Source organism: Streptococcus oralis, assembly GCF_006175905.1.
In the GTDB taxonomy this organism is placed as follows: domain Bacteria; phylum Bacillota; class Bacilli; order Lactobacillales; family Streptococcaceae; genus Streptococcus; species Streptococcus oralis_BG.
Genome location: NZ_SSNB01000001.1, coordinates 697,044 through 711,077, shown reverse-complemented (window position 1 = coordinate 711,077; position 14,034 = coordinate 697,044). Strand labels below are relative to the sequence as shown.

The window sequence follows — 14,034 nt, the reverse complement described above, 5'->3', positions numbered from 1 at the left end:
GTTTTTTAGATCCTAGGAAAACCTAGATACTATTATTGAATCAAGGCAACGCTTGAAACTTTACCATCCGCACCTGTTGTAATTTGGATGATTTTTCCTCCACCGATTTTGGCATTATACTTACCATCATCAAGGGTGTAAGAGTAGCCTCTGATAGAATAGTTTTCTTTCTTTCCATCTGCAGTTTCTACTGTAAATTGGCCCCCTGATGAAACCGTAATAGTTTCGCCATTTGCTCCCTTCCAGTTGCCTGCAGCTGCTGAGAAATCACCATCGACCATGGTTAAAACACCCTTGTAGCGTCTGTTGTGTTCTGCTTGCTTGTCTTGAAGTTGGCGGTCAGTTGTTGGATCATAGCCTGACTGGTTAGACTGGGCTTGAGAACCTTGCTGAGTTGAAGGTGACTGAGATGGGACTTGTTGACTAGGAGCTGCTTGTTCTTGTCTTGATTCAGGTGCTGGTTTCGCTTGTGACTGATCTGCCGTTGTAGAAGACTGACCAGAAGATGCCTGAGCCTTTTCAGATGAAGCTGAGCTTGAAGATTTTTGTGTCTTGCTTTCTTTGCTAGAAGAAGCTGCTTTAGAACTTGATGATTGACTTGTCTTGGCAGAGCTGCTGGTTTGAGTGGTTTCGTTTTTATTTCCACAAGCTCCTAGTAGCAAGGTAGAAGCCAATACAGTCGCTGCCATCAATTTGATATAGGTTTTCTTTTTCATTTTTCTACTCCTTTGTAACATTTTTGAAATGTTAAGAAATCTTTTTGTAATATAATTGTAACATTGAGCTTTGAATCTGTCAACTAGTTTGAGAAACTATTTTAAAAAAATTTCTCTCTACTATTTCTATTCGTAATTGAAACGAAAAAATAGAAAATTTCTTAGATTAGAGTCCTATTTTTTGCACCGCTCTTGTGTAATCGCTTGTATTATGTTAGACAAAGGAATATAATAACATTGAAATAGAATATAGGAGGTATGCTCTTATGCTAAATAAGTATTACAAGTATCTTCCTTGGTTGATTTTGGGAGCTATTGGCTCTTATCAATCAGCCACTTACTATGCGCGAACTGCATTTGATGTCTTCTATCTGACTGCAATCTTTATGATTGTCTACATCGCCTTGTTATTTTTGCATGAGAACTATCTCAAGTATCGATACAAAGACTTCTTTACTCACATATTGAGTAATCCTAAGAAAGATAGCAATCCCTAATACAGTCGCAATAGAAAGCCATCTCATGATGGTAGATAAAGAGGTCGGGAACTTTTCCCGACCTCGTTTTTTATTTCAATCGATAGGTTTTTCTTGGTTTCTTTTTAGGCACTCTTTTGAGTCCGACTTCTTCTACATATTCGCCGTATTTTACGAGAAAGTTATTGCTGACGATTGGGCGACCTGGGTTGATGAGATTGACCAATTCAGTTCCTTCGTAGACAGTGAACTCCTCCTCCAGCAGATAGAGAAAGGTTGGGTTCCAGTCGAGACGGCCTTGTATTCGTTTGATGGACTCTTGGATAATAGCATAATGGTCAAAGGCGAAGGCACTCTCCTCCAACTCTACTCCCTCTAGGAAGCACTTGCCCGTCCGAAAGTCGACATCTACGAAAACGACATCCTTGGCATCGTCTCCTGCCTGAACGAGGTCTAAGGCACGACTAGGTAGGTACACCAAGTGGGCAATGGTCACCGTCCAGCCCCGTGGATCACGACCGGGGGTCGATACGGTCATTAATTGCTCGATTTTTTCCAAAGGTAGATCGAGATTGACTTCTTCTCTCACCTCGCGCTGACAGGCATGTGCAGCATCCTCTCCCTTATCCATAAAGCCTCCAACCAGAGCCAAACAGTTTTGATAAGGGTGAGCCTTGCGACGGATCAGTAAGAGCTTGATCTTTCCTTCGACAAAGCAGTAGGCCACCATATCCACCGTCACGCTTGGTTTTTCGTATTGAGGGAGTTCCTGCTTGTAGTACCAGTCTAAAAACTCCTCCTGATTGGCATGGATTTCATAATATTCTTTTTCCGTCATCCCCTCTGGAATCTTTGTGTCTGTCATCTTATGCCCCCTTTCGAACTGCCTTAGTCCATTGGTACCAACCCACTAGACTATTGAGTGTGTAAACCCAGTACATCCCTTGAATGTGGATATTTTCACCCCACCAGAGATAAATACTAAAGAGATTGGTTGCAATCCAGAAAATCCATTGCTCACGGTAGAGACGTGTCATCAAGAGCTGACCAACACCATTGGTCGCATCAGTAACACTATCACGGAAAGGGCGAGCGCTATTGATACTTTGGTAAGCCAAGCCCATACCAATCCAGATAATGGCAGTCAAGGCTAAGTACTTGAGCCATTCAAGAACAGATAATTTCTTAGCTTCAAAGTGGGATTCTTCTGGTTTTCCTTGATCATTGATACGATTAGACAACCAAGCATAGAGACCAATCGGTTGCATGACAAAGAAGTAAACGGTCGTCAAGACTTCGCCATAAAAAGTCGCATTCATAGCCAAGATCAAGTAGATAGCCGAGTTAATGGCCCCAAAGAGATAATTGCTTGCACGCCCTTCTGCTACCAAGATAACACAGACAATCCCAGTCCAAGATGCAAACAAGCTCAGCCAGTCATGGCTTTCTGTATTTTGCGTGAATTCCAAGATCAAGGGAACACTTGACAAGGCGATGAGATACAACCACTGGAAAAGACTGCGACCGACAAAGAGATCTTTCCAGAGCAAGTGCATGATTCCTACAAAACCAATCTTGCGGGCTTCCGCATGGACATTTTTAAAATTTTCGATAAATTGTGTGATTTTTTTAGTTACTGTTTTCATAATTTTCTCCTAATCTGCTTGGTAAATGGCATCGATAGCCACTTTTGCTGCTTCATAATTGCCTAGGTAATCCTCCGCTAGATAAACTAAAGGAATGGTGGTTAAATATCGCTCCCTCATCTGATCCAGATGCTGGGAAAAACTGTGACGAATATGGTCTTCCGCCATGGTCATATCTCTAAACCCGTCATTGACATAGGAGCCGACAGGTTGCACAAAGAGAATCAAGTCCCATTTTTCCTTAGCCAAGATCGAAACAAAGAGATTGTCAAAGGTTTCTCCTGATAAGTCCTCTTGATCCTCAGCCTCCATGTAATAATCATAGTAGCCCTTGGTTACCAAGGAGTTTGTGTCAGCTATCACTAGGCCACGATTGGCATTGCTATCGATTAAATTGGAGGTCTGGTCATACTGTCCCAACAGGAGATAGTAGTAATCCTTTGGAGTCAATTCATCGTCGCGGACATTGTTTTTGGTCTGGTACTCACGTGCGTATTCCAGACTAACAGGCGCATCGTAATACCTTGCCAAATCCTTGGCTAGAGTGGTCTTCCCATTGCTGGCACTTCCCATAATCAACACTTTCTTAGTAAACTGACGACGGAAGGGCTGAGCAATATATTTCCAATATTTGCTTGGATTTTCTCGAATCATAGTCGCTGAGATACCAAACTTTCTTTCTTGCAAGACAGTGCCAAATCCACGTTTAGCTAGTTCTTGCTGGTATTCTTCTTCTCCCACAAAGAAAGTCAGTTCTTGCTGGGTTTCATCATAGGAAATCTCCGCTAACATCTGATCCAACCACTCCTGCCAGCCCATAGGGTAACGAGGAAGCATGGTCTCATCTAACTTGCAGACAGAGGTCAACTCGTCATCACGAAAAGCCTCTCTGATATAGCGAAATCGTTTTTGAAGACTTAAACCTACCTGCTCCCCTCGGTCTCCCTCGTAGCCTGAAACGACTACCCAGACCTGGTCACACTGCCGCTTCGCTCGCTGGATCAGATCGATGTGACCCTGATGAAGAGGGGCAAAGGTCCCAAATACTACTGCTGTTTTCTTTTTCATAAACATTTTACCTTTTTATAATTTTTAATATTTTTATTTTCTATGTTTTTATTATATACTATATTTTTGTTTTGTCAATAGTTTTTTATCACTTTTTATAAAAAAGTAGCAAAAAAGAATCAGGATTCCTCCTGATTCTCTATTTTTAAGCAATATCAAATTTTAATTGACCAGCTTTAACACCTATCTTGAGGGTCTTGCCTGCTACCAGTTCTCCCTTGAGAAGGAGTTCTGCTAGCTTGTCTTCCACTTCTGTTTGCAGGGTTCTGCGAAGTGGACGAGCTCCCATTTCTGGATTGTAACCTTGACTAGCTAGTAACTTCAATGCCGAAGCTTGCAGTTTCAAGTCAATGCCCTTCTCTGCTAGGCTAGCAATCAATGGTTTAACCATGATCTTGACAATTTCCTGCATGTGTTCACTATCCAAGCTGTGGAAGACCACCTTTTCATCAATACGGTTGATAAACTCTGGTCGATAAGCTTTTTTCAACTCTTCAAAGATTCGTTTTTCCATATTTTCCTGGTCAAAACGAATGTCCTTGGCCCCAAAGCCGACTGTCTTGTCATCACGAAGAGCCGTCGCACCAAGGTTTGACGTCATGATGATAATGGTATTTGAAAAGTCAACCTTGCGTCCCTTGCTATCTGTCAAGACACCGTCGTCCAAGACTTGCAAGAGGACATTAAAGATGTCTGGGTGGGCCTTCTCTACCTCGTCAAAGAGAAGCACTGAGTATGGTTTATTGCGGACCTTCTCGGTCAACTCCCCACCTTCTTCGTAGCCCACATAGCCCGGAGGAGCTCCATTGAGACGGCTGGCTGCGAATTTCTCCATATACTCACTCATATCAAAGCGGATAAGGGCTGATTCGTCATCAAAGAGGACTTCTGCCAGAGCCTTGGCCAATTCGGTCTTACCAACTCCTGTTGGCCCTAGGAACATAAAGGAACCAATTGGACGCTTGTGACTGCGAATACCAGACTGATTGCGGCGAATGGCACGGCTAATGCTTGAAACAGCTTGATCTTGGCCAATGACACGTTTGTGCAACTCCGCTTCCAAGTTCAGGTATTTCTTAGCATCTGTTTGCGTCAGCTTTTGGACTGGGATCCCTGACAAGCGACTCAAGGTGGTCAAAATATCAGATTCTGTCACCAAGTCTTTATAGACAGGCAATTCTTGTTCTTTTGCGATTAGCTGGCCTGCTTGTTTCCACTTGCCATCCATCAAGGCCTTGTCAGCTGGAGTCAAGTCGGATTCGTCTGCTTTCACATGCTTGGATTTGTTTTGCACTGTTGCCGCTGCTTCATCCAAGAGGTCGATAGCAGAGTCTGGCAAGTGACGACTGGTCAAGTAACGATGGGCCATCTTAACAGCTGTTTCGACAGCTTCATCTGTGATTTGCACACGATGGTGTTTCTCATAGGTAGCCTTCAAACCTTGTAAAATGGTCATGCTGTCAGCTAAACTTGGCTCTTCAATGGTCACTTTGGCAAAACGACGAGAAAGGGCAGCATCCTTTTCGATGTGTTTTTGGTATTCTTCCTGGGTGGTGGCCCCAACCGTTCTCAAAGTTCCACGTGCCAAGGCTGGCTTCAAGATATTGGCCGCATCTAGAGTCGAGTCAATACCGCTACCAGAACCCATGATGGTGTGGAGTTCATCGATAAAGAGGATCACTTTGCCATCTTCCTCGATATCCTTGATAATGTTGTTCATGCGTTCTTCAAAATCTCCACGGAAACGTGTTCCCGCAACAACATTCATCAAATCAAGCTCTAGTACGCGCATCTTAGCCATTTCCGCAGGCACATCACCACTAGCAATACGCTGGGCAAGACCAAGCGCCAGAGCTGTTTTCCCGACACCAGCATCTCCAACTAAGACAGGATTGTTCTTGGTCTTTCGACTCAAAATCTGAATCATACGTGAGATTTCCTTGTCCCGACCGATGACTGGTTCTAACTTGCCTGAACGAGCTTGCTCTGTCAAATCATGCGTATAATCCTCGAGACCGCCACTTGGAGTCTGAGGCATGCCCATCATATTGGCCATGGAATTTTGCTTATCAGAAACCGTACGATGGCGTTGGCGTAAAGCCTTGAGGTCTTCACGAGTCCATCCTGCACGTTCCTCTAAATTGCGACGAAGGGCAGCAATCTTGACCTGATCTTTCTTGTCTTCATAAGAAAAACCAACCCTCTCCAAGATACGAGTCGCCAAGGCATTGCCATCATGCAAAATCGCATAGAGGACATGCTCTGTCCCTAGTACCTTTGCATGGACCACTGAGGCCACATACTCTGCTTCTGCAAAGAGAACCTCCAAACGATGGGAAAAGGGCAATTCTGTAAAGGTTTCGTCTTGGCTATAGTCCGTTTCAGTCAGTTCTAACGCAACCTCTTCTAAACGGTCCATTTCATAAGGATAATCATTTAGACTCACACCTGCCACACTGTAACTGTGATTGGACATGGCAATCAATAAATGCCAAGACTCTAGATATCGAGCTCCAAAATGGCCCGCAACCATGTAGGCACTTTCGATACATTCATTCAATGCTTTTGAATAATTCATCTTACTTCTCTTTTCTATCTACCTCTTGTAATAGCTGTCGGAGCATATTGGCACGGACAACTGAGGATTCCTCCCCTAGAACACGATCTGTTGCTACTGAAGTCAGCAAGGTCATCTCCTGCTTGGTCATCAAGTCCTGCTCCACCAAAAGCTGGAGAATATCCTCGTAAATCTCCTGACTAACTCGCTCACCAATCGAGTAAAGCAAATCGCGGAGCATCTCATGATGATTGGAAAACTCAATCCGTCCGATGCGAATGTAGCCTCCGCCACCACGCTTGCTCTCAACTAAGTAACCTCTGCTTTCAGTAAAACGGGTCTTGATGACATAATTAATCTGACTTGGCACAACCTGAAAGGTATCTGCCAACTGGCTCCGTTGCAATTCCACGATACCAGCTTGGTCTAAAATTGCCTTGATATAGGCTTCGATATGATCTGATGTATTTTTAAATCTCATAGTAAATCAAACTCCTTCTTTGAACCTTGACTATCTTTGACTATTATACCGAAATTTTTGATTTTTTTAAAGGAAAAGGGAGCAAGTAAAGAATAATCTTCACCGACTCCCTATTTTTCTAAGTATTTAATCCTAATTCTGCCAAAATTTGACGCTTATAGGCAATTTTTTGGACTTCCTTGTCTTCGCTCTGGGACCAATCTAGTTTAACTTCAGAAACAATCTGGCCCGGCCGATTTTTCAAGATGTAGATGCGATCGCTAAGATTGAGGGCCTCCTCGATACTGTGGGTAATAATCAAGGTCGTCAACTCCAGCTGTTTGTGAATCTCCAGATACCAAGCGTGAAGTTCCATCTTGGTCATCTCATCCAAGGCGCTAAAGGCCTCGTCTAAGAGAAAGAGCTTGTGCCCGAAAAGGTAGGTGCGCAGTAAGGCTACACGCTGACGCATCCCTCCACTGAGTTCATGAGGATACTTATCCCGTACAGCTGTCAGTTGGAAGGTCGCAAGGATGTCATCCGCTCGGGCAATAGCCTCTGCCTTATCCACCTTTTGAATCAAGAGCGGCAGGATGATATTGCCGAGCACCGTCTTGTGCTCCAAGAGGAGATCCTTTTGTAACATATAACTCACGCGCCCCTTGGGATTCTCCTCTCCATCAAGGACAATTCTTCCCGACTGGACTTCTAAAATTCCTGCAATCAGGTTAAAGAGGGTAGTCTTGCCTACACCACTGGGCCCTAGGATAGAAACCACTTCACCTGAAGTGACCTGCAAGTTGATATCCTCTAAAATCTTTTCATTGTCGTAGGCATAGCTTACCTGTTCTAGTTTAATCTCTGTCATTATTTCACAAATTCATTGGTGAAGCCTTTGTCAGTCAAGTCTTCTTTGAGGATACCATTTTCTTTATCCCACTTGTAGAAAGCATTCCAGCGTTCTGCGTCAAATTGTCCCCATTTTTCCTTGTCGCTTGCGTATTCTTTTGACAAGTATTTTTGAGATTCGATGACAAAGTCGCGTTTTTCCTTAAGTTCGGGGGCATTCTTGATGAGGATATCTGCAGCTTCTTCTGGGTGTTCCATAGCGTATTGGTAGCCTTTTTTGATGGCTTGGATGACTTTACGAGCTTCTTCTTTATTGTCTTTCAAATAGTCGTTGTTTGCGATGATAACTGGTGAATAGTAGTCAAACTCTTTAACGTAGTCTTTCAAGTACATGAAGTTGGCGTCTACACCTTGAGATTTGGCAAGAATACCGTCCCAACCGTAGTAGATCCAAGCAGTGTCAAAGACACCGTTGGCAATCGGTGTGATCGAGTTTGAATCGTTGTTTGGTACTTTTTCGACCTTCTCAAAGTCTCCGCCTTGAGATTCCACCAAGGTTTTCAACATAGCAAGCTCAGTCGGGTCATTCCAAGTTCCGTATTTCTTCCCAACCAAGTCTTTTGGACTGGTGACATTGTCAGATTTACGTGAGATGATTCCAGATGTATTGTGCTCAACGATAGCGGCAACGGCAGTAATCCCTGCCCCTTTTTCCAATTTCTTAGCCATGTAGTCTTGGAAATAGATAGCAAATGGTGCCTTGCCATTGATCACTAGGTCAGAAGAACTTTCTTCTGGTGGCAATTTCAAGTCAACATCCACTCCAGCTTCTTTGAAATAACCTTTTTCCTTGGCAACATAAAGCCCTGTGTGGTTGGTATTTGGTGTCCAGTCTAGGATAAAGTCAATTTTCTTGAGTTCTGCTTCTTTGTTGTCCTTAGAAGCAGTCCCTTGACCACAAGCCACCAGCACGACAGCTACAAGAGCTGTTACAATCGTTAAAAACACTTTCCATGTTTTCTTCATTTTCATTTCCTCTTTTCTTTTTCTAAAACGCTCTATTTAAGTACGTTTCCATTTGATCACATATTTTTCACTGATATCGACCAACTTCATACCGAGAAGGCTGATAAGCGACACCAGAATAATAATGGCAAACATGGTGTCATACTGAAACAGTTTCTTTGACTGAATCATGTAGACACCTAGTCCTTCAAAGCCTCCCAACCACTCAGATACCACTGTTGTGATAAAGGCATAGGAGACACTGACCCTCAGACCTGCATAAAAGTAAGGCAGACTGACTGGGATTTTAAAATGCCACAGGATTTGCCAAGGGTTTGCTCGCATCAGACTAAACAAGGTCAGCATATCCTTGTCACAGTGCCTAAAACCGTCCAAAATACTGACGATGATAGGGAAGGTTGTCGTCAAGATTATCAAGACAATCTTGGGCAAAATCCCATAACCTAGCCACAAGACCAAGATAGGGGCTATGGCAATAGTCGGAATGGTCTGAACAACCACCATCATAGGGTAGATCAGATCATTGAGCCAAGTTAGACTGTCCATAAGCACAGCCATGATACAGGCAATCAAGACACCCAGCACTAGACCGAGTAAAGCCACTCTCAAGGTTGCCCAGCTATGGTGCCAGAGAAATTCTCTGTCACGAACAAAGGACTGGAGAATCTCAAGAGGAGTTGGCAGGATAAACTTGGGTAAAAGTTTGAATATTCCCGCTAACTGCCAGACCGACAAGACTCCAAGAAATCCCAAAAGACTAATCTGTCGTCTCATCATACTTTTCAAGTTTCTCATCTATGCTTAAAATCTCTCCTACATTTATTTTGACATTGGCAAAGACATTATCTGCCTCCTGCCCAGCCACTTCAAGCGCTTCTTTGAGAATGCGCATGAGCTCATCAAACTCTCCTTCCAAGACCGTTTCAAAGGGTGTCACCACCATGGTCACGGACTGAGCTTGCAGATAAGCAATCACTTGATCGATAATAGCAATTCGATCAACCCCCTGTGATAGGGGCAAGACCTGCAAGGCAATGCTTGCTTTCATAAAAACCTCCTCTTCTCTGTTTTTCTTTTTGACAAAAAGAAAAACCTTTCCCATATATACGGAAAAGGTGCAGAATTCGACTAAGTATCCTTCCCTACGCTGGCATTACCCAGATCAGGTGCGGTCGAAGCTTAACACTTCCTCTCAGACTGTACACAGACTCCCGTATCTTATATGGACATATAGTAACGCAAACACAAGGAAAAGTCAAGGAAACTGCTTACAGAAAACCATGAAAAAGAGTTTGAAGGCAAATGCTTCAAACTCTTTCATAACTTTCTTATTTAGCCTCGTACCAGGTTGCCCCTTCGTTTTCATCTGCGATAAGGGGAACACGGAGTTGGATGGCTTCTTCCATGGTTTGTTTCACTAGAGTTTTGACGGCTGCTAGTTCTGATTTCGGAACCTCAAGGACGATTTCATCGTGCACTTGCAAGAGCATCTTGGTCTGATAGCCACCTTCAACTAGAGCTTTGTCTAGCTGGATCATAGCAATCTTGAGGATATCTGCTGCCGAACCCTGGATAGGAGAGTTGATGGCAGTCCGCTCTGCAAAACCACGAATGTTGAAGTTACGCGAATTGATATCTGGCAGCTCTCGACGACGCTTGAAAAGGGTCTCTACATAGCCCTTATCACGCGCCTCACGTACCACTTCTTCCATATAGTTTTTGATTCCAGGGAAACGTTCAAAATAGGTATCAATGTAGGCTTTGGCCTTCTTACGACTAATACCAAGATTGTTTGCCAAGCCAAAATCTGAAATCCCGTAAACCACTCCAAAGTTAACAGCCTTGGCATTGCGACGGTCGTTTGGAGTCACATCCTCAGGACGTTCAATCCCAAAAACCCGCATGGCCGTCGAGGTATGGATATCTGCTCCCTCTTGAAAGGCCTTAATTAAGTGCTCATCTTTAGAAATATGTGCCAAGACGCGCAATTCAATCTGTGAATAGTCGGAGCTGAGCAGCACACTATCCTCCCACTCAGGTACGAAAGCTTTACGAATGAGACGGCCTTGTTCCAAACGAACAGGGATATTTTGCAAGTTTGGATCTACACTAGACAGACGCCCTGTCTGAGTCAAATCCTGCACATAGCGCGTGTGGATCTTGCCATCATCCAAAATCCAATCCTGCAAGCCAATCACATAGGTAGACTGAATCTTAGCAATTTGACGGTAATCGAGGATTTTCTTGACAATCGGTGCAATAGGAGCCAGTCGCTCTAGCACATCCACGGCTGTCGAGTAACCTGTCTTGGTTTTCTTGGTGTATTCGAGGGGGAGACCTAACTTTTCAAAAAGTAGTTCACCAAGCTGTTTAGGCGAGTTGATATTAAACTCCTCACCAGCCATTTCATAAATCTCCTGAGTTAGCTTTTCAATGACAAGTTCATTTTCAGCCTGCATCTCAAGCAAGGTCTCTTTCTTGACCGTAATTCCAGCGATTTCCATCTTGGCAAGGACAAAGGCTAGAGGTTGCTCCATGTCATAGAGAAGATCTAACTGTCCATGTTCACTGAGTTTTTCAAGTAAAACAGGTTCGGTCTCAACCAATACCGCAACCTTGCGAGCTAAGTGTTCCAAGAATTTCTCTCTCTCAGGGATGGCTTTCTTGACCCCCTTACCGTAGAAGGTCTCATCATCGATCATGTAAGTTTGACCATAGAGACTCGCGATTGTTGAAATTTCATTGTTCTCAACTGTTGAGAGTAAGTATTTTGCCAAGCGACTGTCAAAAGCAGGAGCCTGCAAATCCAAGCCAAAACGATTTAAGAGAACCTTCGCTTTCTTAAAGTCATATACTTTCAGAGGTGTTTTTTCTAGAAATTCCTTGAGAATTGGCTCCTGCAAGAGCTTAAGTTTGTCTGTGGCGTAAAGTTTATCCCCGCAGGACCAGGCAAAACCAACCAAGTCATCTGTATGGTAGTTCTCACCAAAAAGCTCAAAGTGGAAGATGGAGTCTGCGCTCAGCATGTCTTGGCTGACGTGGTCAACGATAGTGAAATCCAAACTTTCAGGCGCATCCGTTGACGAAACATTCAAAGCTTGCTTGAGCTGTTTGAAGCCCATCTCATCGTAGAATTTTCCGAGATTTTCCACATCGGGTCCACTATAGACCAAATCATCTAGTCCAATCTCAATCGGTGCCTGAGTCTCAATAGTCGCCAAGGTTTTAGACAGGAAGGCTTGTTCCTTGTCATTGATGAGATTTTCCTTCATCTTAGAAGCCTTCATGCCATCGATATTTTCATAAATACCCTCTAGCGAACCGTGTTCTAGCAAGAGCTTGATGCCCGTCTTTTCACCAATCTTAGTGACGCCAGGGATATTATCAGACTTATCCCCCATAAGGGCCTTGAGATCTATAAACTGAGCTGGAGTGAGTCCCATCTTTTCCATAAGATAAGCTGGTGTAAAGGCCTCAAACTCAGCCACACCTTTCTTGGAAATCTCGACCACCGTATGCTCATCCGTCAACTGGATCAAATCCTTATCTCCGCTAACAATTGTCACATCAAAAGAATCCTTCTCAGCCAAACGGCCCAGAGTCCCGATGATATCATCTGCCTCATACTGGGGCAACTCGTAGTGTCGAATTCCAAGGTGGTCTAACAACTCACGAATGAAGGGAAATTGCTCACGAAACTCATCTGGAGTTTTAGCACGGCCACCCTTGTAGTCTGCATACATCTCTGTTCGGAAAGTCGTCTTGCCTGCATCAAAAGCTACCAAAACATGGCTGGGTTCAACTCGCTCCAAGACATGATTTAACATGAGTTGAAAGCCATAGATTGCATTGGTATGAAGACCATTAGCATTTTTAAAACGATCCAGCTGCTGATAAAGCGCAAAAAAAGCTCGAAAGGCAACAGAAGATCCATCAATCAATAATAATTTTTTCTTGTCCATACACCCATTATAAAGGAAAGCGGGGAAAAATACCATCGGAAAGAATAGGCAAATGGTCGTGAAGTCCTCTTTTTTATATTCTCTCTAAATTCTAGCTCCGTTACTATCTACTCGATAGCTATCCACAGTGGTATTCACAGCTAAAGCCCCCGACGAATCAACATAATAGTGCTTGCCTGCAACCTGAAACCACTGGCTAGCTTTCATCCGACCTGATTCCTCTAAGTAATACCAAGTTCCCTTGTCTTTTACCCAGCCCGTCTGCATTTGACCTGTTGGTTTCAAGTAATACCAATGAGAGCCATCCTTAATCCAGCCAGTTGACATGGCCCCATTTTCTTTTAAATGATACCAATTGTCATTAACTTTTTTCCATCCTGTCGCCAGCTTACCATTCTCTCGGTAATACCAACTCCCTTCTTCTTTTTTCCACCCATTCTCTGTATTGCTTAACTTTTCATACTGCACATATCTTCTAGAACCACTGTAGGATAGATAGCCGAGCCACTTATATCCATCCTTTTCAAGAACTTGATCATAACTCACACTCTCACCAGCATAATAGTAGTCAATAACCTGTCCTGTACTTGACGGTTGGTCCATAATAGGTGATTTCCCCGTGAACACTATTGTCCCGCTGGACGGAAGCTCTGAGCTACGAGCATTCTCACCCGCACTATGGCTAGCAGATAAATCCCTGAAATGAATAAAACCTGTCATCGAACTAGCCTTGACTTTTCGACGGTTATACTTTTCTCGAACCCCATAATTATACTCTTCAATCTCAATCGTATCCCCCGACACATTTGATACCCAGGCCACGTGCCCATAATAACCTTCTGTCGACCAAGCAATAGCCCCAACTTCTGGCTTAGTATCCACACGGTAGCCTTCTCGCCTTGCACGATGTCCCCATTCATTCGCATTTCCGTAGGCCGGAGGAATCTCAAAGCCATTTACACTACTCAAACGAAAGGCCGCAAAAGAGGTACACTGACGAGAATACATCCGCCACTGATCGATTTCAACACTACCATTTTTGTAGTGAAGTGGATAGTCATCTCCACGCGCTACACTATCGGCTTTAACCGATTCTCCACCAAACAAAAAGGTACTCGTAACAAACAAAGTAGCCAGCCCTACACTCAACTGAGTACATCTACTCTTCCTAACTCTTGATTTAAAAAACGTCATTCATTCTCCTTAATGATATAAATTTCCGAGGTTACCCTCGTTTATACTATTCGGGAGAAAAAGAAAAAAGTGAGCAAAGC

Annotated in this window: 13 protein-coding genes; 1 reads left to right on the top strand and 12 read right to left on the bottom strand. The window is 43.6% G+C overall.

Going from position 1 to position 14,034, the window contains the following annotated elements; translation table 11 throughout:
- Positions 1 to 32 precede the first annotated feature (32 nt).
- Entirely contained in the window at positions 33 to 716 is a 684-nt protein-coding gene (locus E7Y33_RS03535) for a hypothetical protein (RefSeq protein ID WP_084850075.1), read from the bottom strand.
- Positions 717 to 982: 266 nt separating this feature from the next.
- Here E7Y33_RS03535 and E7Y33_RS03530 point away from each other — a divergent pair, with 266 nt between their 5' ends.
- Complete coding sequence (locus E7Y33_RS03530) at positions 983 to 1,213, top strand: hypothetical protein (RefSeq protein ID WP_084850076.1); 231 nt, start codon at positions 983 to 985, stop codon at positions 1,211 to 1,213.
- A 70-nt stretch (positions 1,214 to 1,283) separates the two neighbouring features.
- On the opposite strand, the gene E7Y33_RS03525 is transcribed toward E7Y33_RS03530, so the two are convergent.
- The 11 genes from E7Y33_RS03525 to E7Y33_RS03475 all read right to left on the bottom strand — a co-directional run bounded on the left by E7Y33_RS03525 (position 1,284) and on the right by E7Y33_RS03475 (position 13,954).
- Positions 1,284 to 2,057, bottom strand: a complete 774-nt coding sequence (locus E7Y33_RS03525; protein ID WP_139689661.1) for an NUDIX domain-containing protein — start codon at positions 2,055 to 2,057, stop codon at positions 1,284 to 1,286.
- A gap of 1 nt (position 2,058) precedes the next feature.
- Entirely contained in the window at positions 2,059 to 2,838 is a 780-nt protein-coding gene (gene pnuC / locus E7Y33_RS03520; RefSeq protein ID WP_139689660.1) for a nicotinamide riboside transporter PnuC, read from the bottom strand.
- Positions 2,839 to 2,847: 9 nt separating this feature from the next.
- Positions 2,848 to 3,906 carry an AAA family ATPase gene (locus tag E7Y33_RS03515; RefSeq protein WP_139689659.1) on the bottom strand — a complete coding sequence of 353 codons (1,059 nt, stop codon included), beginning with the start codon at positions 3,904 to 3,906 and terminating at the stop codon, positions 2,848 to 2,850.
- Between the two features lie 145 nt (positions 3,907 to 4,051).
- Positions 4,052 to 6,484 (bottom strand): ATP-dependent Clp protease ATP-binding subunit, encoded by a 2,433-nt coding sequence (locus E7Y33_RS03510; protein ID WP_139689658.1) that lies wholly within the window; start codon positions 6,482 to 6,484, stop codon positions 4,052 to 4,054.
- Position 6,485: 1 nt separating this feature from the next.
- A complete protein-coding gene (locus E7Y33_RS03505; protein ID WP_001211252.1) occupies positions 6,486 to 6,944 on the bottom strand; it encodes a CtsR family transcriptional regulator in 459 nt (152 codons plus the stop codon).
- A gap of 118 nt (positions 6,945 to 7,062) precedes the next feature.
- Positions 7,063 to 7,791: an ABC transporter ATP-binding protein gene (locus E7Y33_RS03500; RefSeq protein ID WP_139689657.1), complete on the bottom strand. Its 729-nt coding sequence runs from the start codon at positions 7,789 to 7,791 to the stop codon at positions 7,063 to 7,065.
- A complete protein-coding gene (locus tag E7Y33_RS03495; RefSeq protein WP_049501306.1) occupies positions 7,791 to 8,798 on the bottom strand; it encodes an ABC transporter substrate-binding protein in 1,008 nt (335 codons plus the stop codon). Before E7Y33_RS03495 ends, E7Y33_RS03500 begins: the two co-directional genes overlap by 1 nt.
- Positions 8,799 to 8,834: 36 nt before the next feature.
- Complete coding sequence (locus E7Y33_RS03490; protein ID WP_139689656.1) at positions 8,835 to 9,593, bottom strand: ABC transporter permease; 759 nt, start codon at positions 9,591 to 9,593, stop codon at positions 8,835 to 8,837.
- Positions 9,556 to 9,846 carry a thiamine-binding protein gene (locus E7Y33_RS03485; RefSeq protein WP_044021582.1) on the bottom strand — a complete coding sequence of 97 codons (291 nt, stop codon included), beginning with the start codon at positions 9,844 to 9,846 and terminating at the stop codon, positions 9,556 to 9,558. Before E7Y33_RS03485 ends, E7Y33_RS03490 begins: the two co-directional genes overlap by 38 nt.
- Positions 9,847 to 10,126: 280 nt before the next feature.
- Positions 10,127 to 12,760 carry a DNA polymerase I gene (polA, locus tag E7Y33_RS03480; protein WP_139689655.1) on the bottom strand — a complete coding sequence of 878 codons (2,634 nt, stop codon included), beginning with the start codon at positions 12,758 to 12,760 and terminating at the stop codon, positions 10,127 to 10,129.
- An 84-nt stretch (positions 12,761 to 12,844) separates the two neighbouring features.
- Positions 12,845 to 13,954: an SH3 domain-containing protein gene (locus tag E7Y33_RS03475; protein ID WP_139689654.1), complete on the bottom strand. Its 1,110-nt coding sequence runs from the start codon at positions 13,952 to 13,954 to the stop codon at positions 12,845 to 12,847.
- Positions 13,955 to 14,034 lie beyond the last annotated feature (80 nt).

Coding starts and splice junctions, on each gene's coding strand:
- E7Y33_RS03505 (WP_001211252.1), bottom strand. CDS start 6,944: ATGAGATTTAAAAATACATCAGATCATATCGAAGCCTATATCAAGGCA.
- E7Y33_RS03515 (WP_139689659.1), bottom strand. CDS start 3,906: ATGAAAAAGAAAACAGCAGTAGTATTTGGGACCTTTGCCCCTCTTCAT.
- polA (WP_139689655.1), bottom strand. CDS start 12,760: ATGGACAAGAAAAAATTATTATTGATTGATGGATCTTCTGTTGCCTTT.
- E7Y33_RS03475 (WP_139689654.1), bottom strand. CDS start 13,954: ATGACGTTTTTTAAATCAAGAGTTAGGAAGAGTAGATGTACTCAGTTG.
- E7Y33_RS03530 (WP_084850076.1), top strand. CDS start 983: ATGCTAAATAAGTATTACAAGTATCTTCCTTGGTTGATTTTGGGAGCT.
- E7Y33_RS03495 (WP_049501306.1), bottom strand. CDS start 8,798: ATGAAGAAAACATGGAAAGTGTTTTTAACGATTGTAACAGCTCTTGTA.
- pnuC (WP_139689660.1), bottom strand. CDS start 2,838: ATGAAAACAGTAACTAAAAAAATCACACAATTTATCGAAAATTTTAAA.
- E7Y33_RS03490 (WP_139689656.1), bottom strand. CDS start 9,593: ATGAGAAACTTGAAAAGTATGATGAGACGACAGATTAGTCTTTTGGGA.
- E7Y33_RS03500 (WP_139689657.1), bottom strand. CDS start 7,791: ATGACAGAGATTAAACTAGAACAGGTAAGCTATGCCTACGACAATGAA.
- E7Y33_RS03525 (WP_139689661.1), bottom strand. CDS start 2,057: ATGACAGACACAAAGATTCCAGAGGGGATGACGGAAAAAGAATATTAT.
- E7Y33_RS03510 (WP_139689658.1), bottom strand. CDS start 6,484: ATGAATTATTCAAAAGCATTGAATGAATGTATCGAAAGTGCCTACATG.
- E7Y33_RS03535 (WP_084850075.1), bottom strand. CDS start 716: ATGAAAAAGAAAACCTATATCAAATTGATGGCAGCGACTGTATTGGCT.
- E7Y33_RS03485 (WP_044021582.1), bottom strand. CDS start 9,846: ATGAAAGCAAGCATTGCCTTGCAGGTCTTGCCCCTATCACAGGGGGTT.